Origin of the sequence: Massilia sp. Mn16-1_5, from assembly GCF_004798585.1 — a bacterium.
In the GTDB taxonomy this organism is placed as follows: Bacteria; Pseudomonadota; Gammaproteobacteria; order Burkholderiales; family Burkholderiaceae_D; genus Telluria.
The window spans coordinates 286570-310006 of record NZ_PPXQ01000002.1 but is presented as its reverse complement, the minus strand read 5'-3'; the positions used below and the strand labels follow the sequence as shown (position 1 = coordinate 310006).

At 63.7% G+C, this 23437-nt stretch carries 27 protein-coding genes; 2 read left to right on the top strand and 25 right to left on the bottom strand.

The genetic code is table 11. The features are described from left to right. Positions 1-212: 212 nt before the first annotated feature. The 21 genes from acpS to C2862_RS03360 all read right to left on the bottom strand — a co-directional run bounded on the left by acpS (position 213) and on the right by C2862_RS03360 (position 17720). On the bottom strand, positions 213-611 hold the full coding sequence (gene acpS, locus C2862_RS03460) for a holo-ACP synthase (protein ID WP_136218710.1): 399 nt from the start codon (positions 609-611) through the stop codon (positions 213-215). Further along, positions 608-1378: a pyridoxine 5'-phosphate synthase gene (locus C2862_RS03455; protein WP_136218709.1), complete on the bottom strand. Its 771-nt coding sequence runs from the start codon at positions 1376-1378 to the stop codon at positions 608-610. Before C2862_RS03455 ends, acpS begins: the two co-directional genes overlap by 4 nt. A gap of 14 nt (positions 1379-1392) precedes the next feature. Then, on the bottom strand, positions 1393-2199 hold the full coding sequence (recO, locus tag C2862_RS03450) for a DNA repair protein RecO (protein WP_136218708.1): 807 nt from the start codon (positions 2197-2199) through the stop codon (positions 1393-1395). A 24-nt stretch (positions 2200-2223) separates the two neighbouring features. Continuing rightward, positions 2224-3216 (bottom strand): GTPase Era, encoded by a 993-nt coding sequence (gene era / locus C2862_RS03445; RefSeq protein ID WP_229467269.1) that lies wholly within the window; start codon positions 3214-3216, stop codon positions 2224-2226. A gap of 6 nt (positions 3217-3222) precedes the next feature. Next, positions 3223-4023 (bottom strand): ribonuclease III, encoded by an 801-nt coding sequence (rnc, locus tag C2862_RS03440; RefSeq protein ID WP_136218707.1) that lies wholly within the window; start codon positions 4021-4023, stop codon positions 3223-3225. Positions 4024-4162: 139 nt separating this feature from the next. After that, complete coding sequence (locus tag C2862_RS03435) at positions 4163-4516, bottom strand: DUF4845 domain-containing protein (RefSeq protein ID WP_229467268.1); 354 nt, start codon at positions 4514-4516, stop codon at positions 4163-4165. Between the two features lie 75 nt (positions 4517-4591). After that, positions 4592-5509, bottom strand: a complete 918-nt coding sequence (gene lepB, locus C2862_RS03430) for a signal peptidase I (RefSeq protein ID WP_136218706.1) — start codon at positions 5507-5509, stop codon at positions 4592-4594. Continuing rightward, a complete protein-coding gene (gene lepA / locus C2862_RS03425; protein ID WP_136218705.1) occupies positions 5506-7299 on the bottom strand; it encodes a translation elongation factor 4 in 1794 nt (597 codons plus the stop codon). The genes lepB and lepA overlap by 4 nt, the downstream gene beginning before the upstream one ends. 343 nt (positions 7300-7642) lie before the next feature. Continuing rightward, positions 7643-7906 (bottom strand): glutaredoxin family protein, encoded by a 264-nt coding sequence (locus tag C2862_RS03420; protein WP_136218704.1) that lies wholly within the window; start codon positions 7904-7906, stop codon positions 7643-7645. Next, complete coding sequence (locus C2862_RS03415) at positions 7906-9363, bottom strand: DegQ family serine endoprotease (protein WP_136218703.1); 1458 nt, start codon at positions 9361-9363, stop codon at positions 7906-7908. Before C2862_RS03415 ends, C2862_RS03420 begins: the two co-directional genes overlap by 1 nt. 180 nt (positions 9364-9543) lie before the next feature. Then, a complete protein-coding gene (locus C2862_RS03410) occupies positions 9544-9843 on the bottom strand; it encodes a sigma-E factor negative regulatory protein (RefSeq protein ID WP_136218702.1) in 300 nt (99 codons plus the stop codon). 100 nt (positions 9844-9943) lie between these two features. Next, entirely contained in the window at positions 9944-10546 is a 603-nt protein-coding gene (rpoE, locus tag C2862_RS03405; protein ID WP_056333972.1) for an RNA polymerase sigma factor RpoE, read from the bottom strand. A gap of 79 nt (positions 10547-10625) precedes the next feature. Beyond that, on the bottom strand, positions 10626-11114 hold the full coding sequence (locus C2862_RS03400; protein WP_136218701.1) for a protein YgfX: 489 nt from the start codon (positions 11112-11114) through the stop codon (positions 10626-10628). 107 nt (positions 11115-11221) lie between these two features. After that, positions 11222-12469, bottom strand: coding sequence for a beta-ketoacyl-ACP synthase II (fabF, locus tag C2862_RS03395; protein WP_136218700.1), 1248 nt, complete (start codon positions 12467-12469; stop codon positions 11222-11224). Positions 12470-12505: 36 nt separating this feature from the next. Then, positions 12506-12745: an acyl carrier protein gene (gene acpP, locus C2862_RS03390; protein ID WP_020653257.1), complete on the bottom strand. Its 240-nt coding sequence runs from the start codon at positions 12743-12745 to the stop codon at positions 12506-12508. 180 nt (positions 12746-12925) lie between these two features. Next, positions 12926-13663 (bottom strand): 3-oxoacyl-ACP reductase FabG, encoded by a 738-nt coding sequence (gene fabG / locus C2862_RS03385; RefSeq protein ID WP_136218699.1) that lies wholly within the window; start codon positions 13661-13663, stop codon positions 12926-12928. A 29-nt stretch (positions 13664-13692) separates the two neighbouring features. After that, the gene (fabD, locus tag C2862_RS03380; protein ID WP_136218698.1) at positions 13693-14631 is read right to left on the bottom strand and encodes an ACP S-malonyltransferase; all 939 of its coding nucleotides are present in this window, start codon (positions 14629-14631) and stop codon (positions 13693-13695) included. Between the two features lie 17 nt (positions 14632-14648). Further along, positions 14649-15632 (bottom strand): beta-ketoacyl-ACP synthase III, encoded by a 984-nt coding sequence (locus C2862_RS03375; protein ID WP_136218697.1) that lies wholly within the window; start codon positions 15630-15632, stop codon positions 14649-14651. Positions 15633-15660: 28 nt separating this feature from the next. Then, positions 15661-16686, bottom strand: a complete 1026-nt coding sequence (gene plsX / locus C2862_RS03370; RefSeq protein ID WP_136218696.1) for a phosphate acyltransferase PlsX — start codon at positions 16684-16686, stop codon at positions 15661-15663. Positions 16687-16874: 188 nt separating this feature from the next. Further along, complete coding sequence (gene rpmF, locus C2862_RS03365; protein ID WP_028104096.1) at positions 16875-17057, bottom strand: 50S ribosomal protein L32; 183 nt, start codon at positions 17055-17057, stop codon at positions 16875-16877. Positions 17058-17222: 165 nt separating this feature from the next. Then, positions 17223-17720: a DUF177 domain-containing protein gene (locus C2862_RS03360; protein WP_136218695.1), complete on the bottom strand. Its 498-nt coding sequence runs from the start codon at positions 17718-17720 to the stop codon at positions 17223-17225. 205 nt (positions 17721-17925) lie between these two features. Here C2862_RS03360 and C2862_RS03355 point away from each other — a divergent pair, with 205 nt between their 5' ends. Continuing rightward, the gene (locus tag C2862_RS03355) at positions 17926-18528 is read left to right on the top strand and encodes a Maf-like protein (RefSeq protein ID WP_136218694.1); all 603 of its coding nucleotides are present in this window, start codon (positions 17926-17928) and stop codon (positions 18526-18528) included. A 15-nt stretch (positions 18529-18543) separates the two neighbouring features. Further along, positions 18544-19293 (top strand): SAM-dependent methyltransferase, encoded by a 750-nt coding sequence (locus tag C2862_RS03350; RefSeq protein ID WP_136218693.1) that lies wholly within the window; start codon positions 18544-18546, stop codon positions 19291-19293. An 88-nt stretch (positions 19294-19381) separates the two neighbouring features. Here C2862_RS03350 and C2862_RS03345 read toward each other — a convergent pair whose 3' ends face one another. The 4 genes from C2862_RS03345 to C2862_RS03330 all read right to left on the bottom strand — a co-directional run bounded on the left by C2862_RS03345 (position 19382) and on the right by C2862_RS03330 (position 23436). Then, the gene (locus tag C2862_RS03345) at positions 19382-20653 is read right to left on the bottom strand and encodes an EAL and HDOD domain-containing protein (protein WP_136218692.1); all 1272 of its coding nucleotides are present in this window, start codon (positions 20651-20653) and stop codon (positions 19382-19384) included. A 208-nt stretch (positions 20654-20861) separates the two neighbouring features. Further along, entirely contained in the window at positions 20862-22154 is a 1293-nt protein-coding gene (locus tag C2862_RS03340; protein WP_229467267.1) for a 23S rRNA (adenine(2030)-N(6))-methyltransferase RlmJ, read from the bottom strand. Between the two features lie 137 nt (positions 22155-22291). Beyond that, positions 22292-22993 (bottom strand): hypothetical protein, encoded by a 702-nt coding sequence (locus C2862_RS03335; protein WP_136218691.1) that lies wholly within the window; start codon positions 22991-22993, stop codon positions 22292-22294. Beyond that, the gene (locus C2862_RS03330; protein ID WP_136218690.1) at positions 22990-23436 is read right to left on the bottom strand and encodes a hypothetical protein; all 447 of its coding nucleotides are present in this window, start codon (positions 23434-23436) and stop codon (positions 22990-22992) included. The genes C2862_RS03335 and C2862_RS03330 overlap by 4 nt, the downstream gene beginning before the upstream one ends. Between the last annotated feature and the right edge of the window lies 1 nt (position 23437).

Here is a 23437-nt window from a genome sequence, read left to right as displayed (position 1 = left end):
CACGCGGCGCAGGCTCGGCCTTGCTCTTACGCGTACGCACCGGCTTGTCCTCGACCGGATGCGGCGCGGGCATGGCCGCACCGCCCGCCGCTACATAAGACACGGGCGCCTCCGCTACATGGTCGGGGACGGCGTTGTCAGGCGCCGGGTTCTGCGGCAGCTCGGGGGATGGCACTTCCTTGGTCACAGGTGTTTTGCTTGCGTGTCGGTGTTTAAGATTGCGCGTCCTGCGTGACGATCACGAAGGCGACGCCGTAGTCGGCTTCGTCGCTGATGGTGACTTGCGCACTCAGGCGATGCGCGCGCATGAATTCCTCGAGCGCGCCGCTGCAGACGATGACGGGCTTGCCGCTCGGGGCATTGAGCATCTGGGCCGAGCGCCAGGTCATGGGCATGCGCATGCCGAGGCCGATGGCTTTCGAAAAGGCCTCCTTGGCCGAGAAGCGCGTGGCGAGGAAACGCAGGCCGCGCACTTCGCTGCGGGCGCGGCGCGCGCGGAATTTTTCGAGTTCCTGCGGGCCGAGGATCTTTTCGGCAAAGCGCTCGTTGCGTGCGAGCGCGGCCTCGACACGCGAGATCTGGACGATGTCGGTGCCGATGCCGTAGATCACTGCGCCCCCAGGCTGACGCCGAGGCGGGCGGCGACCATGATCGCCTTCATCTCGCGCACGGCATTTTCCCAGCCGGCGAAGAGCGCATGCGCGACGATCGCATGGCCGATGTTCAGCTCGGCGATGTCGCGGATCGCGGCGACCGGCTGCACGTTGGTGTAATGCAGGCCATGGCCGGCGTTCACCACCAGGCCGTGCTTCACGCCGGCGGCCACGCCGAGCTTGATGCGCTCCAGTTCATGCAGGGCCTCGGCGCCTTCGGCCTCGGCATAGCGGCCCGTGTGCAGCTCGATCACGGTGGCGCCGGTCTGCTGGGCGGCGGCGATCTGGGCTTCATCGGCGTCGATGAACAGCGAGACGCGGATGCCCTCGCCTTTCAGCTGCTTGACCGCCATCTCGACTTCCTTGAAGTAGCGGATCACGTCGAGGCCGCCTTCGGTCGTCACTTCCTCGCGCCGCTCGGGCACCAGGCAGACGTCCTGCGGGCGCACCTGGCAGGCGAAGTCGATCATTTCCTGGGTCACCGCGGTTTCCAGGTTCATGCGCGTGGCCAGCTGCGGGCGCATCGCCAGCACGTCGGCATCCTTGATGTGACGGCGGTCTTCGCGCAGGTGCAGCGTGATCAGGTCGGCGCCGGCCTGCTCGGCCAGCAGCGCGGCGCGCAGCGGATCCGGATAGACCGTGCCGCGCGCATTGCGCACGGTGGCGATGTGGTCGATGTTGACGCCCAGGTCGATGACCGGGCCGACGGGTTGCAGGAAGCTCATGGTTTTTCGGTTATTTATAACTGCATTAAATCGATCAAGATCTGCCGGGTGTTCAGCGGCACCCCGCCCAGGTGGTGCGCCAGCAGGAACCGCATCAATTGCTTGCTCTGCGCCTGGGTGGCAGGGTCGGCGTAGTCCTCGCGCTCCATGTCGAGCAGGGTCTTGCCGGACACGACAGGCCAGACATCGGACACGCGCGCTTCACGTGCGCCGCGCTCAGGATCGACCACGTAATCGACGCTCGCCTCGACGAGCGCGCGGCTGGTCGTCGAGCGGCTCAGGTCCGCGGCGACGCCCGTTTCCTTAAGTAAGGCCCGTTCGAACTTTCGCAAGGCAATTTGTGCCGGTTCGTCGTGCGCGAGTTCGTTCAGCGTCGAAATGTAGTGATCGAACAAGGCGCGATGGGGGTCGTCGCGCGCCAGCAATTTCACCAGCAGTTCGTTCAGATAAAAGCCGCACAGCAAGGCCGTGCGTTCGATGGGGAGCATGCCGCCCACCCATTCGGCGTCGACCAGGGTGCGCAGTTCCGATTTGCCGCTCCACGACACGGATAGCGGCTGGAAGGTCTGCAGCACCCCGCGCAGCTTCGACAACGGCCGCTTCGCGCCCTTGGCCACGACCGCGATGCGGCCATGGTCGCGCGTAAACAGGTCGACGATGAGGCTGGTTTCCTTGTAGGGATAGCTGTGCAGGACGAAGGCCGGCTGGCCCGTCACCCGGGTTTCGCGCACAGGCACGCGGCTGCGGCGCTGCGCGGGTGCCGACGCCGTCGGCGTCGCGTCGGCCGTTTCCTTCTCGGAGTTGGTGTCGAGGCTCGTCATGCGTGGGGAACGGTCCTCCGGCGCTTACTCGTAGCCGTAGGCGCGCAGGCCCGCTTCGTTGTCGGCCCAGCCGGACTTGACCTTGACCCAGATCTCCAGGTACACGGGGCCGCCGAACAGCTTTTCCATGTCCAGGCGCGACTGGGTCGAGATTTCCTTCAGGCGCGCACCCTTGTTACCGATGATCATCGATTTATGCGTATCGCGCTCGACCAGGATGGCGGCGAAGACGCGGCGCAGATTGCCTTCCTGGAGGAACTGCTCGATCAGCACCGTACTGGTATAGGGCAGCTCGTCGCCCAGCAGGCGGAACACTTTTTCGCGCACGATCTCGGCGGCGAGGAATTTTTCGCTGCGGTCGGTGATATCGTCCGGCCCGAAGATCGGCGGGTTTTCCGGCAGGTGGGTGCGGATCTCGCGCTCGAGCGCGTCGACCTGGAAGCGCAGCTTGGCCGACACCGGCACGATGGCCGTGAAGTCGCGCAGGCTCGCCACTTTCTGGGCGAAAGGCATCAGGGTCGCCTTGTCCTTCATGCGGTCCGACTTGTTGATCACCAGGATCACCGGGACATTCTTCGGCAGCAGGTCGAGCACTTGCTGGTCGGCCGGGCCGAAGGTGCCGGCCTCGACGATGAAGAGCACGACGTCCGAGGCCGTCAGGGTGTTCGAGACCGTCTTGTTCAGCGTCTTGTTCAGCGCATTCGAATGGCGCGTCTGGAAACCCGGCGTATCGACGTAGATGAACTGGGCATCGTCATGGGTCTGGATACCGGTGATGCGGTGGCGCGTCGTCTGGGCCTTGCGCGAGGTGATCGACACCTTGGCGCCGATCAGCACGTTCATCAGGGTCGACTTGCCCACGTTCGGGCGGCCGACGATGGCGATGTAGCCGCAGCGGAAGCCCTGCGGGGTGGCGGCGGCCTCGCCGCGCTCGCGGAAGAAGGCGCCGATGTCGACCGCCTCTTTCTCGGTGGACGGATCTTCAGGCTGCTCGCCCGGGGTGTGTTCGGTATTCATGTTTCGTTACGCTTGTTTGGTAGGGGCAACTGCGTGCCCGTCGGCCGCCTCGTCGCCCTGGATGGTGGCGATGCCGGCCAGTTTCAGCTGGGCGGCGCGCGGCTTGGCCTTGCGGCCGGCGGCCGGGGTCTTGCGCAGGGCCTGCTCGGCCGTTTCCAACGCCAGGCGCGCGGCGGCCTGCTCGCCGGCGCGGCGGCTGCCGCCGCGGCCGAAGACCTGGATGCCGAGCTTGGGCACCAGGCATTCGATCTCGAATTCCTGGCTGTGGGCGGCGCCATGGGTGGCGATCACGTTATACGTCGGCAGGGAAATCTTGCGGCTCTGCAGGAATTCCTGCAGCAGGGTCTTGGCGTCCTTGCCCAAAGTGCGGGGATCGACCGTTTCCAGCAGCGGGATGTAGAAGGCGCGGATGACGTTGCGCGCGGCATCGAAACCGGCGTCGAGGAAGATCGCGCCCAGCAGGGCTTCCAGGGTGTCGGCCAGGATCGAGGGACGGCGGAAACCGCCCGACTTGAGTTCGCCTTCGCCGAGACGCAGGAATTGCGAGAGTTCCAGTTTCTGGGCGATTTCGTAGAGCGATTGCTGCTTGACGAGGTTGGCGCGCAGGCGCGACAGATCGCCCTCGTCCAGGTGGCTGAAGCGTTCGTAGAGGATCGAGGCGACGACGCAGTTCAGGATCGAGTCGCCGAGGAACTCCAGGCGTTCGTTATGCAGGCTGCTATGGCTGCGATGCGTCAGGGCCTGCTGCAGGAGGCCAGCATCCCGGAACGTATAACCCAAGCGCGTTTGCAATAACTGAAGATTCATTGTCGATGTATTGTAGTACGGCCGCTGCAAAGGCGGCGCTTCCTGCTCGGTTGGGCGGCGCCGGCCGGCGCGCGCCATGGAAAAGCCGGCCGCGAGGCCGGCATGCAGGACCTGAGCGGCTGGATCCGCTCAGCGCGGATCAGTCCGCTTTGGCGGCGACCACGCCGCTCGGGTCGGTCGTGCCATCGTAATCGATGACGAGGGTGGCGCGTTCGGTCAGGGGAATGCGCTTTTCGTAGGCAAAACTGATTTCCGGATTCGCGCCGTCGCGGCTGATGACCAGGTCGCGGCCGTGGATGGCTTCGACGTTATTGATCTCGGCAAACTTGTCGAAGGTCTGGCGCATCTCGGCCACGCTGCCGCCGGCCGCCTTTGCCCGCGTCATGCCGTCACGCACGGCACGAAACTCCAGGTAGGACGGCACGATCTTGATGGCCAGCAGCGCAAACACGCCGATGACCATCAGGACCAGGATCAGTCCGGTGAGAGACATACCCTTCTGGTAATGCGCCGTTTGCTTACGCGAAAAAACCTGCATCATGACTCCTTGCCGAGATCGAAGAACGCCTTACTTGATCCCGCCGATGCGCTTCGGATCGCCGAAGTTCATCCAGACCAGGAAGGCCTTGCCGACAATATTCTTGTCGGGGACAAAACCCCAGTAACGGCTGTCCGCGCTGTTGTCGCGGTTGTCGCCCATCATGAAGTAGTTGCCTGCCGGTACGATACAGGTAAATTTATCATACGAATAGTCGCAGGCCTCGCGATGCGGGAAGTTCTCCACGCCGTCGAGGTTGAAAGAGCGCGCCGGGTCCGTGTTCAGGATGCGGTGCTCCATGCCCGGCAGCTTTTCCACGAACTGCTTGTGGTAGATCGGCCGTTCGTCGTCCAGGTAATCGTCCAGCTGGGTGTACTCTACCGGCACGCCGTTCACGGTCAGGCGCTTGTTTTCGTAGGTGATCTTGTCGCCCGGCACGCCGATGACGCGCTTGATGTAGTCCTGGCTCATGTCCTTCGGATACTTGAACACCATGACGTCGCCACGCTGCGGATCGTTGATCTCGATGATCTTCTTGTTCACGATCGGCAGGCGGATGCCATAGGTGTACTTGTTCACGAGGATCAGGTCGCCGACCAGCAGGGTCGGCACCATCGAGCTCGACGGGATCTTGAACGGCTCCCACAGGAAGGAACGCAGGAAAAAGACCAGCGCGATCACCGGGAAGAAACTGCCCGAGTACTCGACCCAGGTTGGCTGGCGCAGGTGCGCCGCTTCGATCGCGGCGCGGTTGCCGTTGTTGTCGACCTTGATGCCGTCGGCCGTCAGCTTGGCCGTACGGGCATCGTATTCGGCCAGCGCCGCGTCGGCGGCGGCGCGGCGTTTCTTGGCCAGTACGAACACGTCCAGGAACCAGACGGCTCCCGTGACGACCATGAGTACGAAGAGGATGAGTGCGAAATTTCCCAGGATCGGTTGCAGGTTCATTTATCTTCCACTTGAAGGATGGCGAGGAAGGCTTCCTGTGGAATCTCCACCGAACCAACCTGTTTCATGCGTTTCTTACCGGCTTTTTGTTTCTCAAGCAGTTTCTTCTTGCGGCTGACGTCGCCGCCGTAGCACTTCGCCAGCACGTTCTTGCGCAGCGCCTTGACGTTTTCGCGCGAGATGATGGTGGCGCCAATGGCCGCCTGGATTGCCACGTCGAACATCTGGCGCGGGATCAGTTCGCGCATCTTGGCCGCGACCTGGCGTCCGCGGTACGGCGCGTTGGCGCGGTGGACGATGATCGCCAGCGCGTCGACCTTCTCGCTGTTGATCAGCATGTCGACCTTCACCACGTCGGCGGCGCGGTTTTCCTTGAACTCGTAGTCCATCGAGGCATAGCCGCGCGAGGTCGATTTCAGGCGGTCGAAGAAGTCGAGCACGATTTCCGCCATCGGGATCTCGTAGTGCAGCTTCACCTGGCGGCCGTGGTAGGCCATGTCCATCTGGATGCCGCGCTTGCCGTTACACAGCGTCATCACCGAGCCGACATATTCCTGCGGCATGTAGAGATTGACGTCGACGATCGGCTCGCGCACTTCGTTGATCTTCGAGGTTTCCGGCATCTTCGACGGGTTGTCGACGCGGATGATGGAGCCGTCGCGCATCTCGACCTCGTACACCACGGTCGGCGCGGTGGTGATCAGGTCCATGTCGAATTCGCGTTCGAGGCGTTCCTGCACGATTTCCATGTGCAGCAAGCCCAGGAAACCGCAGCGGAAGCCGAAGCCCAGCGCCTGCGAGACTTCCGGCTCGTACATCAGGGCGGCGTCGTTCAGCTTCAGCTTTTCCAGCGAGTCGCGCAGGGCGTCGTACTGGTTCGCTTCGACCGGGAACAGGCCGGCGAAGACCTGCGGCTGGACTTCCTTGAAGCCCGGCAGCGGCTCGGGGGCCGGACGGCTGGCCAGGGTGACGGTATCGCCCACCTTGGCGGCCGTCAGCTCCTTGATGCCGGCAATGATGAAGCCCACCTGCCCTGCGGACAGCTGCGGCAGCGAGACCGAGCGCGGCGTGAAGATGCCGATGTTTTCCACCAGGTTCACCGATTCGGTCGCCATCAGCAGGATCTTGTCCTTCGGGCGCAGGGTGCCGTTGACCACGCGCACCAGCATCACGACGCCGACATACGGGTCGTACCAGGAGTCGACGATCAGGGCCTGCAGCGGCGCGTCCGGGTCGCCCTTTGGCGGCGGGACCTTGGCGATCAGGGTTTCCAGCACGTCTTCCACGCCCAGGCCGGTCTTGGCCGAGCAGACGGTGGCGTCGGACGCGTCGATGCCGATGACGTCCTCGATTTCCTTCTTGGCGTTGTCCGGGTCGGCGTGCGGCAGGTCGATCTTGTTCAGGATCGGCACCACTTCGACGCCGAGATCCAGCGCGGTGTAGCAGTTCGCGACCGTCTGCGCTTCCACGCCTTGCGAGGCATCGACGACGAGCAGCGCGCCTTCGCAGGCGGACAGCGAGCGCGAGACTTCATAGCTGAAGTCGACGTGGCCCGGGGTATCGATCAGGTTCAGGTTATAGGTCTGGCCGTCGCGCGCCTTGTATTGCAGGGCCGCGGTCTGCGCCTTGATGGTAATGCCGCGCTCGCGCTCCAGGTCCATCGAGTCGAGCACCTGCGCGTCCATTTCGCGATCGGACAGGCCACCGCACAGCTGGATGATGCGGTCGGCCAGGGTCGATTTGCCGTGGTCGATGTGGGCGATGATGGAGAAGTTACGTATGTTGTTCATTAACAAAGCTCAAAACCAAAAAGGGGCGAAACAGCGGGCGCCATGCGAAAAAGGCGCTTCGTGTGGGGCTGGTTTTCCCCAGGCGAGCGCCTTTGTGTCATCTAAAGCCGAAGTACCAGGGGCCAACGCTTTTCCAAACCAGGCATTTTACCGGATTTCAGGGTAGAAAGCCCGGAAATTGGAATGTAGGGTGGGCGCCCCGTGCCCACCGCGGCGGTGGCTTCACGATAAGGTCATTTGTAGGAATGTAAGGTGGGCGGATTTCCCGCCCACGCGGTGATAGTTAGCTGGTGCGTTTCGCAGACGTACGTTGACCGCGTGGGCTCGGAGCGCCCACCCTACCCTACGTCACCTTGACCGACTCCCGGTCGAGATAGTTGCGAACGGCCTCGACATCCAGAAAGTAGTGGCACAGCTCCGGCTCGTCCAGCTGCCCGAACAATACAGGCACCAGCTCGTCGAAGCGCTCGACCAGCGCGGAATCGGCATCGACGTCGATCACGTCGACCTCGAACGGCCGCCCTTGCGGCGCCAGCGCCTGCAAGGCATCCAGCATGTCCTCGCAGAGATGGCAGTAACTGCGCGAATACAGGGTGAACTGCGCCATCACTTGACCGGCTTGATCACGAGGTATTGCGTCACGTTCTCGCGCCGCACCAGCACCGCCACGCTCTTCTTCGGATCGAGCTTGCCGGCCAGCGCATTGAACTGGGCCGCATCCTTGATCTCGACGTTGTTCATCTGCAGGATGATGTCGCCCGCACGAACGCCGGCGGTGGAGGCCCTGCCCTCGGAGGAATCGACCACGACGCCGCCTTCCAGGCGCAGGCTGCGCCGCTGTTCGGCGCTCAGGTTGGAGACGTGCAGGCCGAGCGCGTTCGGCGCGGCACCCGGCGTCGGCTTGTTCGGCTGCGGCTTGGCGGCATCAAGTTTTTCGTCTTCCAGCGCGACGATCGTGACCGGCACCTCGAGCTGCTGGCCGCGGCGCCAGACGGTGACGCTGGCGCGGGCGCCGACCTTGGTGGCACCGACCAGGCGCGGCAGGTCGCGCGTCGTCTCGATCGGCTGGCCGTTGAATTTCAGGATGATGTCGCCGACCTTGATGCCACCCTTCTCGGCCGGACCACCCGCCTCCACCATCGACACTTCGGCGCCACGCGCCTTGCCCAGGCCGAGCGACTCGGCGACGTCGCGCGTGACTTCGCTGATCTGCACGCCCAGGCGCCCGCGCGTGACGCGGCCGGTCTTCTTGAGCTGGTCGGCCACGCGCATGACTTCGTCGATCGGCACGGCGAAGGAGATGCCGTTGTAGGCGCCGGAGAGCGTGGCGATTTGCGAGTTGATGCCGATGACTTCGCCGCGCATATTGATCAGCGGGCCGCCCGAGTTGCCGGGATTGACGGCGACGTCGCTCTGGATCAGCGGCAAGTACTCGCCGGTATCGCGCGACTTGGCCGAGATGATGCCGGCCGTCACCGTGTTATCGAGGTTAAAAGGCGAGCCGATCGCGATCACCCATTCGCCAACCCGGATCTTGCTCGAGTCGCCGGTGCGCAGGTAAGGCAGATTCGTCGCGCTGACCTTCAGCAGGGCGACGTCGGAGCGGCGGTCGGAACCGAGCACCTTGGCCTTGAATTCGCGGCGGTCGGTCAGCGTGACCGTGACCTCGTCGGCGCCCTCGACCACGTGGGCATTCGTCAGCACATAGCCGTCGTCGGAGATGATGAAGCCGGAGCCGACGCCGCGCTGCACTTCCTGCTCTTCCTGCTGCGGCTGGGGCGAGCGGCGGCGCGGGATCGGCTGGCCAAAGAAGCGGCGCAGGAATTCCTGCATCTCTTCCTCTCCCGGCCCGCCCTGCCCCATCCGTACGCGTTCGGTGGTGCGGATGTTGACGACGGCGGGTCCGGCCTTGTCGATCAGGTCGGAGAAGTCCGGCAGGCCCGTCACCACCGGCGTCGGGACCGGCGCAGCGGCGGCCGCAGCGGCGGTGGCGGGAACGGACAGGCCGGCGCACGTCAACATCAGGGCCGACACGAGGACGCTGGCAAAAGGTTTGCTTGTCATGGGAGTCAGGGGTGAGGACGGAAATTGACGTTATGGTAAGCCAAAAACCGCCGTTTTGTCGCGCATGCGGCTGAGGGCGTGCGCGCTGCCGGGCCGGACGGGATCCGGCAGCCGGCTGGCCCCGTGAGGGCATGGCGGCGGCACCGGGCGGGCCGCCGGAGAGGAGTCGGGACGAGAGGATCAGGACGACAGGGTCGGCGCCACCGGAACCGCCATCTTGGCGGTCTCGAGCTCGGCCGTGGTGCGGCGCGGGTGCATCGGTTCGCTTGCCAGGCGCGCGCTCAGGCGTGCCGCGAAGCCGGGCGACAGGTCGGCAGACTCTCCCGTGCGCAGCACATCGCCGATCAGGTGGTACACTTCCCACGCTGATTGCCCGTCGGCCGTGCCGAGGGCTGCGCAGGCGAGCTCATGATCGTCTTTCGGCAACGCGTCGTCGCACAAGGCGGAAATACGTTCGCGGTTTTTTTTGTTCGTTTCCATCGGCGGTTCCAGTAGCCAGGTAATCCAGATAGTCCCAGGTTGGGTAGCCTGCCCAGCCCTCTATCAGGCTGGCAGGATTCAGTTAATGCGATAACGCTAGCTACCGACGTTTATCGGCCGGAAAATCGAGCAAAGGCTTCAATTTTTCGGCAATGACCTCTCGTGCGCGGAAAATCCTGCTGCGCACCGTCCCGATTGGACAGGCCATCACTTCGGAGATTTCTTCGTAGCTCAAACCCTCGATTTCGCGCAGGACGATCGCCGTCCGCAATTCCAGCGGCAGTGCTTCCATGGCCGCATTGACCGTATAGGCAATCTGCTTGCTCGCTAACACCGATTCCGGTGTATTAATATCGCGCAAGCTGTCCGCATCGTCAAACCCTTCAGCACGTTCCGTATCTGCCTCGGTAGAGGTCGGTGCGCGCCTGCCTTGTGTGACGAGATAATTCTTTGCCGTGTTGATTCCAATTCGATATAGCCAGGTATAAAACGCGGACTCTCCGCGGAAATGGCGCAAGGCGCGAAAAGCCTTGATAAACGTTTCCTGCACCACGTCCTCGGCTTCCGCCGGATCGTGCACGAGGCGCGACACCAGACGCATCAGTCTGCGCTGATACTTTGCCACCAGCAAATCGAACGCCTGCCTGTCACCGGCCTGGACGCGTTCGACCAGCAGTTGATCACCCTCGCGTTCTGTCGTCACTGACCGTGTCCATTAAGGCTGCGCCGGCCGGAGGATCGCATCTCCCTCCAAGCTTAAGAGTTGGCCGACTGCAATAAGTTCAAAGTATTTCGTTCGCCGTTGCCGCGTGTTCAGGGCGGCGGCACAAGGTGCCGATCGCCACGCGCAGCGCCCGGTATTCAGGCGGCGCAAGACTGTCGCGCAGTACCGGCACGATGTGGGTCGCACCCTCCTCGTCGGCCAGGTGCAGCAGGAGCAGCGCAGGCCAGACCAGGGTTGCGGGCAACAGCGTGACCACGAATCCGTTGGAGGCCAGCGGATCGGCTTCCATCTCCTGTTGTACCGTCAGGCGGATGCTGCCGGTTCCAGATACATCAATCTGGTGCGTCTTAGTCGCACCCGCCCATCCGTGCAGCAAGAAGAGCGCTGCAAGGAGGAAAAAAGCCGCGCAAAAAGGGGCACCGGCGACGCGCTCCGGCAACACCAGGCCGACCGTCAGCGCGGCGCACAGCTGTGCCAGCGCGAACAGCAGCAGGCCCGCGCGCAAACGGCGCGAGGGCGCAACACGTGCGGACACGGCAAGGGACATCGGATGAGGGGAAAGTGAAACGGAACGCCTGCCGCGCGCGGGGTGCGGCAGGGTCAGGCGCCCGGTAGTTTAGACACTACCGGGCGCGGCAGGTTCAATATGAACTATTAAACCTTGGCGAAGACGAGGGTACCGTTGGTACCGCCGAAGCCGAACGAGTTCTTCACGGCGTAGTCGATCTGCATGTCGCGGGCGGTGTTCGCCACGAAATCGAGATCGCAGGCCGGATCCTGGTTGAACAGGTTGATCGTCGGCGGCGAGACCTGGTTGTGGATCGCCAGCACCGTGAACACGGACTCGAGGCCGCCGGCGCCGCCCAGCAGGTGGCCGGTCATCGACTTGGTCGAGTTGACCACCAGCTTCTGCGCGTGATCGCCGAAGGTGCGCTTGATGCCCTGCACTTCGGCCAGGTCGCCCAGCGGCGTCGAGGTGCCGTGTGCGTTGACGTAGTGCACCTGGTCAGGATTAATCCCGGCATTGCTCATGGCCGACACCATGCAACGGCTCGCGCCGCTGCCGTCTTCCATCGGCGCAGTAATGTGGTTGGCGTCCGCGCTCATGCCAAAGCCCAGCAGCTCGGCGTAGATCTTCGCGCCGCGCGCCTTGGCGTGCTCGTACTCTTCCAGCACCATGACACCGGCGCCCTCGCCCAGCACGAAGCCGTCGCGGTCGCGGTCCCAGGGACGCGACGCGGTCGCCGGATCCTCGTTGCGCGAGGACAGCGCGCGCGCCGAGGCGAAACCGCCCAGGCCCAGCGGCGAGATGGTCGACTCGGCACCGCCGGCGATCATCACGTCGGCGTCGCCGTATTCGATCAGGCGGCCGGCCGCGCCGATGCAGTGCAGGCCGGTGGTGCAGGCCGTGACGATGGCCAGGTTCGGACCGCGCAACCCGAATTTGATCGAGAGGTCGCCCGAGATCATGTTGATGATCGACGCAGGCACGAAGAACGGCGAAATGCGGCGCGGGCCGCGCTTGTCGTACTCGTCCTTCTGCTCTTCGATGCGCGGCAAGCCGCCAATGCCGGAACCGACGATCACGCCGATACGGTCGGCATTCTCTTCGGTGACTTCAATGCCCGAATCCTGCAGGGCTTCGATACCCGCTGCCATGCCGAAATGGATGAAGGTATCCATGTTGCGGGCTTCCTTGGCGGGGATGTAATCCTCGATATTGAAACCCTTGACCTCGCCGGCAAAGCGGGTCGAAAACGGCGTAGCATCGAACCTGGTGATGTTGGCAATGCCCGACTTGCCGGCCAGCGCTGCGCTCCACGCATCGGCGATATTGTTGCCGATGGGGGAAACGCAGCCCAGGCCGGTAATGACAACGCGGCGGTTGCGTGAACGGCTCAAGCGATTCTCCCGAAAACTAAAACAGCTTAGGCCCGCTTAGGCCTTGACGTGCGCGGTCGCGTAGTCGATCGCTTGCTTGACGGTGGTGATTTTCTCGGCCTGCTCGTCAGGGATTTCCATTTCGAACTCGTCTTCCAGGGCCATCACCAGTTCGACGGTGTCCAGGGAATCAGCGCCGAGGTCGTCAACGAACGAGGACTCGATTTTGATGTCGGCTTCTGCAACACCCAGTTGCTCAGCGACGATTTTTTTAACGCGTTGTTCGATATCCGACATGTTATGGCTCCATTAGGTATGTGTTGCGGAAAGTGCGCGCATTTTATCAGGTTTGCGCGCTGAAAAACTATTTTCGGCGTCTGACGCTAATTCAGCCGAAACTCCTGCTAAAAGATGAGATTCTGCCGCGATGTAAATAGGGCGCTTTCCAAACGTATGCCCCGTGGCGGCAGATTTCGCTTAATTCATGTACATGCCGCCATTTACGTGCAGCGTGGTACCGGTGACGTAGGAAGCGGTCGGACCGGCCAGGAAGGCCACCGCATGGGCGATGTCTTCCGGCTGGCCGAGCCGGCCCAGCGGAATCTGGGTCAACAGGGCTTCGTGCTGGCCTTCGCCCAGTGCCTTGGTCATGTCGGTGTCGATGAAGCCGGGGGCGACGCAATTGACAGTGATGTTGCGGCTGCCGATTTCGCGTGCCAGCGCACGGGTCATTCCGGCCACGCCGGCCTTGGCGGCCGCGTAGTTCATCTGGCCCGGATTGCCCGAAGAGCCGACGACGGAAGTGATGTTGATGATGCGGCCGTGCTTGGCCTTCATCATGCCGCGCAGCACGGCGCGCGAGAGGCGGCCGACGGCGGTGAGGTTGGTCGCGATCACGCTGTCCCACTCCTCGTCCTTCATGCGCATGGCCAGGTTGTCCTGGGTGATGCCGGCATTGTTGACAAGGATAGCGATGCTGCCGACGTTCTTCTGCACGGCGTCGATGACGGCCGTGCAGTTTTCCGCGTCGGTCACGTTCAGGACCATGCCCTGCCCGCCGAATTCGGACAGGTAGGCGGTGATTGCTTGCGCGCCGGATTCGCTGGTGGCGGTGCCGACGACTTTCGCGCCCTGGCGGGCCAGCTCGAGGGCGATGGCCTTGCCGATGCCGCGTGAGGCACCGGTGACGAGAGCGACTTGGTTCTCCAGATTCATTCTTTTCCTTTTTTAAAACGGGCCTAAGCTCAGGCGCCTTTGATACTGGCCAGCACGCGCTCGAGCGCAGCCTGGTCCGTCAGGGCCTCGCCCACCAGCACCGGATCGATGCGTTTCGCCATGCCGATCAGGGTCTTGCTCGGTGCGCATTCGATGACCTGGGTGACACCCTCGGCCGCCATCTTCTGCATCGTCTCGACCCAGCGCACGGCGCCGGCCGCCTGGCGCACCAGGGCATCCTTGATCGCCTCCGGCTCATTCAGGATAGCCACATCGACGTTGTTGATCAAATCGATACGTGGCGCGTGGAAGGTGATGTTCGCCATGTACTCGCGCAGGCGGTCCGAGGCGGGTTTCAACAGCGAGGAGTGGAACGGCGCCGACACGGCCAGCTTCATGGCGCGCTTGGCGCCCTTGGCCTTGGCGATCTCGCAGGCGCGGTCGATGGCGCCGGCATGCCCGGCGATCACGATCTGGGTCGGCTCGTTGAAGTTCACGGCCTCGACCACTTCACCCTCTGCCGCTTGTGCACATACTGCGCGCACGTCGTCGGCGGTCAGACCCAGCACGACGGCCATGCCGCCCTGCCCGACCGGCACCGCTTCCTGCATCGACTGGGCGCGGAAACGCACCAGCGGCACCGCATCCTTGAAATCGATCACACCGGCGGCGACCAGGGCCGAGTATTCGCCCAGGCTATGGCCGGCAACGACGCTCGGCACCGGGCCGCCGGCCGCGATCCAGGCGCGGTAGACGGCGACGGCGGCGGTCAGCATGACCGGCTGGGTGTTGGTGGTGAGATCGAGGTCTTCCTTCGGGCCTTCGGCGATCAGCTTGCCGATGTCCATGCCCAGGGCGTCCGACGCCTCGGCGACGGTTTGTTCGACCACGGCATTGCCGGCGAAACCGTTCAGCATGCCGACCGCTTGCGCGCCCTGGCCGGTGAACAGAAATGCGAATTTGCTCATCTTGTTATTCCTTGTGATTACATGCGGGCGAGGACGGCGCCCCAGGTGAAGCCGCCGCCGACACCTTCCATCAGGATATTGTCGCCTGCTTTGATGCGACCGTCGCGCACGGCAAGATCGAGCGCCAGCGGGATCGAGGCGGCCGAGGTGTTGCCGTGCTCGTCCACGGTAACCACCATGCGCTCGATCGGCAGCCCGAGTTTCTTGGCCGTGCTCTTCATGATGCGGATATTGGCCTGGTGCGGGATCAGCCAGTCGACTTGGGAAGCGGACAGCTTGGCCGCGTCCAGCACTTCGGTGGCGACCTCTTCCAGCACGGTGACGGCCAGCTTGAACACGGCCTGGCCATCCATGTGCAGGAAGCCGCCGCTGGCCGGGCTGCCGGCCGGGTTCGGCGGAATCGAGAGGATGTCGCCATGGGTGCCGTCGGCATGCAGCTTGGCGGCCAGGATGCCCGGCTCGCTGGAAGCCGTCATGACCACGGCGCCGGCGCCGTCGCCGAATAGCACGCAGGTGGTACGGTCTTCGAAATTCAGGATGCGCGAGAACACTTCGGCGCCGATCACGAGCACCGTCTTGTGCATGCCGGCCTTGATGAAGGCGTCGGCGGTCGCGACCGCGTAGACGAAGCCGCTGCAGACGGCCTGCACGTCGAAGGCGGCGCTGTGGTTGGCCATGCCGAGTTTACGCTGCACGACACAGGCGGTGCTGGGGAAGCTGCCCTGGAAATCCGGCGTGGAGCTGGCGACGATGACCATGTCGATGTCGCCCGGGCTCTTGCCGGCCGCCTCGAGGGCGCGCAGTGCCGCTTCGACGGCGAGGTCCGAGGCTTGCTGGTCGGCGGCGGCATAGTGGCGAGCGGAAATGCCGCTGCGCGAGCTGATCCATTCGTCCGAAGTCTCGATACCCTTCGTGGCGAGCTCGGCCGCCAGTTCGTCGTTGCTGACCCTGCGCGCCGGCAGGTAGCTGCCGGTGCCGATGATTTTGCTGTAGACAGTCATTGCATCTCCAACCGTGTTCCGTCGTCTATCAAACCTGGCGCTGGGCGTCAGGCGTGTCTGGCATCAACTCGGCGATCATCGTCGAGAGCTGCTCTTGTACATTATATTTTGCCGCATCGAAAGCGCGTTTGATTGCCCATTCGAAAGCATACGCATTCGCGCCGCCATGGCTCTTGAAGACCAGGCCCTTCAGGCCGAGCAGGCTGGCGCCGTTGTAGCGCTCCGGATTCAGTTTCTTCAGCGAGTTCCTGGCCAGTACCGCACCCATCATCGACAGCACGTTCTGCTTGAACACGGATTTCACGAAGCGCGACAAGCCTTCAACGGCTTTCAGGGTCACATTGCCGACAAAGCCGTCGCAAACGACGATATCGGTGGTGCCCTTGAAGATGTCATTGCCTTCGACGTTGCCATAGAAATTCAGGGCGCCACGCTCGTGGTCGGCGCGCAGCAGCACAGCCGTTTCCTTGACGACGTCGTTGCCCTTGATCTCTTCGGTGCCGACGTTCAGCAGGCCGATGGTCGGTTTCTTGATGCCTTCCATGGCCGAGACCAGGACCGAGCCCATGATCGCGAACTGGTGCAGGTGGTGCGGGCTGCAGTCGACGTTGGCGCCGAGGTCGAGCATGTAGGTGGGGCCGTTCTTCTGGTTCGGCAAGATCGAGCAGATCGCCGGGCGGTCGACACCGGCCATGGTCTTGAGCACATAGCGCGAGACGGCCATCAGGGCGCCGGTGTTACCGGCGGAAACGGCGACGTTGGCCGTGCCTTCCTTGACCAGCTCGACGGCGACGCGCATCGAGGAATCTTTCTTACGGCGCAGCGCAACTTCGACCGGATCGTCCATCGCCACCACTTCGGAGGCGTGCTTGATCGACAGTCGAGGCGTATTCTCGGCGTTGTGTTTTTTCAGTTCGGCGCGCAGGGTTTCTTCCAGGCCGACGAGAATCAGTTCGGCTTCCGGCTGTTGCTTCAGGAAGGACAAGGCTGCAGGAATGGTAACGGAAGGACCATGGTCTCCGCCCATGCAGTCGATGGATATTTTAATTGTCATCTGTGGGGGTAGTACCGCGACTCACACGAGGTGGGCGGCAAGATGCATGCGCTCTGAGGCGCGATGCCGGTTCGGACGAGCAACCGTGGTGGTGCGCAAACTACGGCGACCGGGGACAAATAAAAAGCGGCGCCACGCACTCAACATACGTTGCACCGCTTTCATGGTACAGAAAAGCAAGACGGCGATTACTCGTCGTTCTTGGTCTTCAGGACTTTGCGACCACGGTAGAAGCCGTTCGGGCTGATGTGGTGACGCAGGTGGGTTTCACCGGTGGTCGGCTCGACTGCCAGGTTAGGGGCAACCAGGAAATCGTGCGAACGGTGCATACCGCGCTTCGATGGGGACTTCTTATTCTGCTGAACTGCCATGATGACTCCTAATACTAAAGTTCTAAAATTCTAACACAATCGATTTGCAAAAACATGCACATCGAGTATCCCACCGGCAACCTCGCGATGGCCGGAATATTTAATAACGCTGCCCTGACATACTCGACTGTGCGCGCGTTTGACTACAACTGCTTTACTACTAACTTATTCGGATTTCAGGTTCTTCAAGCCGGCGAACGGCGATACCTTTTCAGACTTCAGGCCATCCAGCAGCGTGGTGTCTGGACAAACCTCGTGCTTCGGCGCCTGCGGCAGGGCCAGCAGGGCTTCGTCCTCGAGCAGCTGGCGGATGTCGGCAGTGTGGCTGCCGACGATCACGTCGATGCTTTCGTCGTCGAGGATTTCCTCGATCTGGTCCGCTTCCTCGTCGTCGCGCCCCAGTACCAGCTGGGTCGACGAATCGATGCGGTAATCAAACGGGGTCAGGCAACGCTGGCAGACCAGCTGAACCGGACCGGCCACCGACAAGGTCATGGTCGGATAGCCTTGCGGCGTCGTGCCGCCCTGGATCGACCAGGCGATCTCGCCGCTGGCGTTGGCGCAGTCGGCGGCAAGACGGGTCATTTCCGTGACCGGGGTCACCCCTTCGCGATAGCCATTATTACGGCAGAACTCAAAGGCGTCGATGACAAAAGCGCTCATTGCAGAAAACGTCCCCGGAAAACCTGCGATAATAACAGGGTTATCCTCGTGCAGTCAAAGACTTGCGCGTTTTTTTGGCTCCTGGCGCTGCGATCTGTTGTGCCATAGGACGGCCGTGCATTCTACGATGGCCGATCCATCAGCTTTACTTGCCGGGATGACTCATCTATCTGCTTTTCTAATAAATACACGCTAAAGCGCGCCCATGATACCAAGTTCTTCCACGCCGCGCCTGATCCTGGCATCCAGTTCCAGCTACCGCCGCGAACTGCTGGGACGCCTGCACCTGCCCTTCGAGGCGATTGCCCCGCACATCATTGAAACGCCCCTGCCCGGCGAAGCGCCTGAAGCCACCGCCTTGCGCCTGGCACGGGCCAAGGCCGAGGCGATCGCCCTGCGGCATCCGGGCGCACTCGTGATCGGCTCCGACCAGGTCGCCACGCTGGACGGCGCCCAGATCGGCAAGCCGGGCGACCACGCACGAGCGCTGGCGCAGCTGCAAACGATGCGCGGACGCGAGGTGGTGTTCCACACGGCACTGTGCCTGTGGGACGGCCGCGACGGCACGGCTCAGGTGGAAAACGTCCAGGTCTTCGTGCGTTTCCGCGACCTGCCGGACGCCGAGCTCGACGCCTACCTGCGCATCGAGCAGCCCTACGATTGCGCCGGCAGCGCCAAGAACGAGGGCCTGGGCATCGCCCTGCTCGAACGCATCGATTCTTCCGACCCCACCGCCCTCACCGGCCTGCCCCTGATCGCCCTGACCGGCATGCTGCGCCGCGCCGGCGTGCGCTTCTTCGGTATTTAACTGTTTACTTTATTTATGCCTGGCACCCTTTACCTGATTCCGAACACCCTTGGCCCTACCGACGCCGCATCCGGCGCCCTCAACCACGTCCTGCCCGGCCAGGTGCAGGCGCTCACCTCGCAGCTGAGCTACTTCGTCGCCGAGAACGCGAAAACCGCACGCGCCTTCCTGAAACTGGTCGCGATCGACCACCCGCTGGCGAAACCCCTGCAAGAGATCCGCATCGCCGAACTCAACGTCAACACCCCGGCCGCCGCGCTCGCGCAATTGCTGGAGCCGCTGCTGGCCGGCGAGGATGCCGGCCTGGTGTCGGAAGCCGGCGTGCCGGCCGTGGCCGACCCGGGCGCCGACCTGGTCCGCCTGGCGCACCAGCATGGCGTGACGGTGCGCCCGCTGGTCGGCCCCTCCTCCCTGCTGCTGGCCGTGATGGCAAGCGGCCTCAACGGCCAGAGCTTCGCCTTCAACGGCTACCTGCCGACGGACGCCGCGGCGCGCACCAAGCGCATCCGCGAGCTGGAGGCGCGTTCGCGTTTGGAAAAGCAGACGCAGTTGCTGATCGAGACGCCTTACCGGAATGGGCAGATGCTGGAAGCCTTGGTGGCGAGTTGCCAGCCGGGCACGCTGATCTGCGTGGCGACGGACCTGTCGCTGGCGACCGAATCGGTGCGCACCCTGACGGCGGCGAAGTGGAAGGCGCAACTGGCGGGCGGGAAGATGCCGGACTTCCACAAGAAACCGACCGTTTTCCTGTTTCTGGGTCAATAATGGTGGCGTGGGTCTGGATGCCGTGAAACGCGTGGAGTCAGGACTCCACCCTACGGATCAGGTAGGGTGGAGTCCTGACTCCACCTTTTTAAGCAGCATCGTGAACGAGCTCGCTCACCCAGTCAAACGCTGCCAGCTCGATCTCGCGCACCTGCTTCGAGGTCAGCCCCAGCTTGCGCAAGGCGGCCGTGAACTGCCTCCCGGTATCGGCCTTTTCCAGGCGCTCGACGACGACCAGCATGGCGCCGAGGTCGCCGCTGCGTTCGAGCAGCGCGGCGCGCACGTCGTCGGCCAGTTCGACGTTGTCGAGGATGTCGGCCATCGGCATCGAGAACAGCGCATCGGCCAGCGACATGATGCCGACCGTAAAGGCGCGCTCGGCGCCGTTCACGTCCAGCGGATAGACCTCCAGCGACATCAGCTCGAGCAGCTTGCCGCGCGTGGTGGCCAGCTGCAGCAACGGCGAATTCAGTTCGACCTTGCTGCCGGGCGCCGCGAACATCAGGATCTGCAGCCAGCGCCGCAATTGCTTGCGGCCCAGTTGCACCAGGGCTTCGGAGATCGATTCGATGCGATGCTCCGGCCCGGCGGCGCGGCTGTTTACCAGGCGCAGCAGGTTCAGGCTGATCAGCGGGTCGCGCTTGACCGCGGTTTCGATGGCGGCATCGTCGGCGTCCGAATTGATCAGTTCGAGCAGGTGCAGGATCACCAACTCGGAAGGCGTGATCTTGCGGCCGCTGAGGATCACGGGGCGCGCAAAATAATAGCCCTGGAAGTATTCGAAACCCAGCTCCAGGCACAGCCGGAATTCCTGCTGGGTCTCCACCTTTTCCGCCAACAGTTTCTTGTTGGCCTTGCGCAGCGAGGCGGCCAGGTGCGCCAGCGCTTCGGGCGCCACGCCCTGAAGGTCGATCTTCACCACGTCGACCAGGCCGAGTAATTGTTCGACCTCCTCGCTGTGATGAACGACGTCGTCCAGCGCGAAAGTGAAGCCCAGCTCCTTCAGCTCGGCAATCCGGGCCAGCAAAGGCTCAGTCGGCTTGACGGTTTCGAGGATTTCGAGGATAACCTTATTCGGCGGCAGGAAACGCACGTAGTCGCTCATCAGGACGACGTCGTCCACATTGACGAATGCCAGCTTGTTGCCCACCACCTGCTCCAGCCCCAGCTGCGACGCATGGGCGATGACCGCCGCGGTGGCCGACGCGCCGTCGGTCAGGCGTGCGTCATCGTGCTCGGCGGCTGCGCGAAACAGCAGCTCGTAAGCAACCAGATGCTCGCCACGGCCCAGGATGGGCTGGCGTGCCAGGAAAAATTCATCGGCCGGTATCGTCGATACCGGCCTTGCTGCGGCATGCATGTCAACTCCTGAAAAGCCTTGCGGCGCAGCGGGCGCGGCAAGGCATGCGCATCGGTGCGCACCCTGAGATGACTATACACCATCGCAGGAATCTTTACATTTTTACATCGAAACGGACGCGCTCCAGCGTTGCGTAAATGACCCGCATTCCATGAAAGCAGCGCTTCGATAGCGTAGGAAAAGCGGGACCGGCTGGCCCCGCGGGCGATCAGCCGCGTTTGCGCGGCGGCCGTGCCGGACCGGTGCCGGCGCCGGCGACTGGCCGTCCCGAACCAGGCCGCCCACCCGCCGCCCGCTCCGGACGCGCGCCCGGCACGCGCGGACGCTCGTCCGCATAGCGCGCACGCGGCGCCTTGCCGGGATCACGCGCCGGATCGAAACGCTCGTCCGGACGCTCGGCTTCCGGACGCGAAAAGCGCTTGGCGCGCGCCGCGGCGTTCACCTTCGCGGCGGCGCCATCCGGACGGGCCGCATCCTTGGCGCCGGCATCGCGCGTCGGCATCGCCTGGCCCGGCAGGCGCAGGCTGCCCGTGCCCGACAGCGGGCTGGCGCGGCGCGCGTTGCCGACCGGCTGGCGCGCAGTCCCGCCGGCACCGACGCGGCCGGCCGCCGCACCGGTCACCTGAGTGCCGCGTTCGATCAGGAAGCTCGCGCCGGCATCCTTGCCCAGCACTTTCACCAGATACGGCATGACTTCGCGCAGCAGCGGCTCCAGCGTATAGGGCGGATTCAGGATGAACATGCCGCTGCTGTGCAGGCCGAAGCCGTCCGGACCGGGCGTGGAGACGGTCAGCGTGACGTTCAGCCATTCCTTGGCCGGCAGGCGCTTCAGGCGGTCTGCGAACTGGCGCGACTCCATACGCTGCAGCACCGGATACCAGACAGCGAACATGCCGCTCGGGAAGCGGCCGAGCGCCTCCTCCAGCGCATCTTTTACTTTGCGGTAGTCGTCCTTGACTTCATACGGCGGGTCGATCAGCACCAGCGCGCGGCGCGATGGCGGCGGCAGCAGCGCCTTCAGGCTCATGAAGCCGTCGCCGCGCTCGATCATCACGCGCCGGCCGCGCGCGCGCTCGCCCTGCTCCGCCTTGTGCGCTTCCGCCTTGCGGAAATTGTCTGCCAAGATCTTGCTGTCGGCCGGATGCAGCTCGAACAGGCGCAGGCGGTCGTCAGGCCGCGTCATCTGGTCGGCCACCCAGGGCGAGCCCGGGTAGTAGCGCATCTTGCCGCTCGGGTTCATGCCGCGCACCAGGTCGACGTACTCGGCCAGCGCCGGCGGCAGGTCGGTGCGCCCCCACAGCGGGCCGATGCCGGTGTCGAACTCGGCATTTTTGGTGGCGAAGTTGCTGTCGAGCGCATACACGCCGGCCCCCGAATGGGTGTCGATATAGGTATAGGCCGTGTCCTTTTGATTCATGTACTGGTGCAGTTGCACCTGGACGAAATGCTTGAGGACGTCGGCATGGTTACCCGCGTGAAAGGCGTGGCGGTAGCTCAACATAATCTGGGAATCCTAAATAGAAAGCGCCGGCAGGAACCGGCGCGAAAGACGCGGTTCCGGGCAAAACGGCCGGCAAGATGCCGCCATTATCGCCCAGAACCGCCGGGCCGCCCAAATCGGCGGCCGCAGGGGTGTGCTTACCCGACCTGCGATTGCAGCAGGCGTGCCACCAGCGAGCGGCTGGCGCGGTCCATGTCGGCGCGCGCAGCGATACCGTCGATTGGCAGGTTGACGCTGGAAACCAGGGCGCCGCTGTGGATGTCCTTCAGCGTGCCGACCAGTTCCCACTTGCCGTTCAGGCTCAGCAGCTCGACTTCGAACACGAAGCGGGCCGCGCCCTTGAAGGACTTGTACTCGATGTCGCCTTGTGCACCCGTGCTGGAGAGCTTGCGCTGCAGGACCGCGCTGTCGAGCACGGTCATCTGCTGGCGCTTCATCTCCTGCTGCAGCGACTGCTGGAACAGGGAAACGAACTGCGAGCTTGGGGCTTCGTTGGCGACGTTGCGCTCGACGCCGACGGTCACGTTACGGCTCGATTCCTTGCCGTCGACCAGGCGCTTGTCCTCGATGTGCAGGCGGGTGGCGCCACGCCAGCCCGGCGGCAGCTGCTCGAGCTTGCGCTCGAAGTACAGCACCACGCCCGGACGGCGCTGGGCGGCGTACCACTTGCGCAGGCTGCCGGCATCGCTAGGCGCGGCCATCACGCCGGTGTCCGAGGGATCCGAGACGCCAGGCTGGGCGGCTGGTGCGGCACCGATCTGGCGCGGGGCTTCCAGATGCTGGCTCGAGGCCACGGCGGAGACCGCCATCAGGGCGGCGAACAGGCTGCGCTTGATCACCGCGCCTCCCGCACTTCGACGTAGTAGTGGGCGACGTTGCCGGTGCCCATCGAGCTTTCCTGGTAGTGGCCGACGCCGTTCGGATCCAGGTGCAGGCGGGTCCAGCCGGACGGCTTCTCGGTCGGGCCGAAGCCGCTGTCGAAGTAGCTGGTGCGCAGTTCCAGGGTCTGGTTGAAGTCGGTGCGGTTGCGCACGGCGACGGTCACCTTCAGGGTGCCGGTCGGGGTGCGGCTGGCGCCCTGGCCTTCGATGGCGATCTTGCCGGTCTTGGCGTTCTGCAGGACCTTGTCGAGGATGACGACCTGGTCGTACATGATGCGCGCGGTCGGCGAATTCGCGTCTTCCACGCGCACGCCCATTTGCGCGCCTTCCTGCGAAACAGTCTGGCAGGCACCCAGCAGCGTCACGCAGCCGAGGGCGATGAGGGTTTTCGTAAAGTTCATA

Excerpts from the sequence above, each read along its gene's own strand:
- C2862_RS03455 (WP_136218709.1), bottom strand. The coding sequence starts at position 1,378 with ATGAGCTTCCTGCAACCCGTCGGCCCGGTCATCGACCTGGGCGTCAAC.
- recO (WP_136218708.1), bottom strand. The coding sequence starts at position 2,199 with ATGACGAGCCTCGACACCAACTCCGAGAAGGAAACGGCCGACGCGACG.
- era (WP_229467269.1), bottom strand. The coding sequence starts at position 3,216 with ATGAATACCGAACACACCCCGGGCGAGCAGCCTGAAGATCCGTCCACC.
- rnc (WP_136218707.1), bottom strand. The coding sequence starts at position 4,023 with ATGAATCTTCAGTTATTGCAAACGCGCTTGGGTTATACGTTCCGGGAT.
- C2862_RS03435 (WP_229467268.1), bottom strand. The coding sequence starts at position 4,516 with ATGTCTCTCACCGGACTGATCCTGGTCCTGATGGTCATCGGCGTGTTT.
- lepB (WP_136218706.1), bottom strand. The coding sequence starts at position 5,509 with ATGAACCTGCAACCGATCCTGGGAAATTTCGCACTCATCCTCTTCGTA.
- lepA (WP_136218705.1), bottom strand. The coding sequence starts at position 7,299 with ATGAACAACATACGTAACTTCTCCATCATCGCCCACATCGACCACGGC.
- C2862_RS03420 (WP_136218704.1), bottom strand. The coding sequence starts at position 7,906 with ATGGCGCAGTTCACCCTGTATTCGCGCAGTTACTGCCATCTCTGCGAG.
- C2862_RS03415 (WP_136218703.1), bottom strand. The coding sequence starts at position 9,363 with ATGACAAGCAAACCTTTTGCCAGCGTCCTCGTGTCGGCCCTGATGTTG.
- C2862_RS03410 (WP_136218702.1), bottom strand. The coding sequence starts at position 9,843 with ATGGAAACGAACAAAAAAAACCGCGAACGTATTTCCGCCTTGTGCGAC.
- C2862_RS03400 (WP_136218701.1), bottom strand. The coding sequence starts at position 11,114 with ATGTCCCTTGCCGTGTCCGCACGTGTTGCGCCCTCGCGCCGTTTGCGC.
- acpP (WP_020653257.1), bottom strand. The coding sequence starts at position 12,745 with ATGTCGGATATCGAACAACGCGTTAAAAAAATCGTCGCTGAGCAACTG.
- fabG (WP_136218699.1), bottom strand. The coding sequence starts at position 13,663 with ATGAATCTGGAGAACCAAGTCGCTCTCGTCACCGGTGCCTCACGCGGC.
- fabD (WP_136218698.1), bottom strand. The coding sequence starts at position 14,631 with ATGAGCAAATTCGCATTTCTGTTCACCGGCCAGGGCGCGCAAGCGGTC.
- C2862_RS03375 (WP_136218697.1), bottom strand. The coding sequence starts at position 15,632 with ATGACTGTCTACAGCAAAATCATCGGCACCGGCAGCTACCTGCCGGCG.
- plsX (WP_136218696.1), bottom strand. The coding sequence starts at position 16,686 with ATGACAATTAAAATATCCATCGACTGCATGGGCGGAGACCATGGTCCT.
- rpmF (WP_028104096.1), bottom strand. The coding sequence starts at position 17,057 with ATGGCAGTTCAGCAGAATAAGAAGTCCCCATCGAAGCGCGGTATGCAC.
- C2862_RS03360 (WP_136218695.1), bottom strand. The coding sequence starts at position 17,720 with ATGAGCGCTTTTGTCATCGACGCCTTTGAGTTCTGCCGTAATAATGGC.
- C2862_RS03355 (WP_136218694.1), top strand. The coding sequence starts at position 17,926 with ATGATACCAAGTTCTTCCACGCCGCGCCTGATCCTGGCATCCAGTTCC.
- C2862_RS03350 (WP_136218693.1), top strand. The coding sequence starts at position 18,544 with ATGCCTGGCACCCTTTACCTGATTCCGAACACCCTTGGCCCTACCGAC.
- C2862_RS03345 (WP_136218692.1), bottom strand. The coding sequence starts at position 20,653 with ATGCATGCCGCAGCAAGGCCGGTATCGACGATACCGGCCGATGAATTT.
- C2862_RS03340 (WP_229467267.1), bottom strand. The coding sequence starts at position 22,154 with ATGTTGAGCTACCGCCACGCCTTTCACGCGGGTAACCATGCCGACGTC.
- C2862_RS03330 (WP_136218690.1), bottom strand. The coding sequence starts at position 23,436 with ATGAACTTTACGAAAACCCTCATCGCCCTCGGCTGCGTGACGCTGCTG.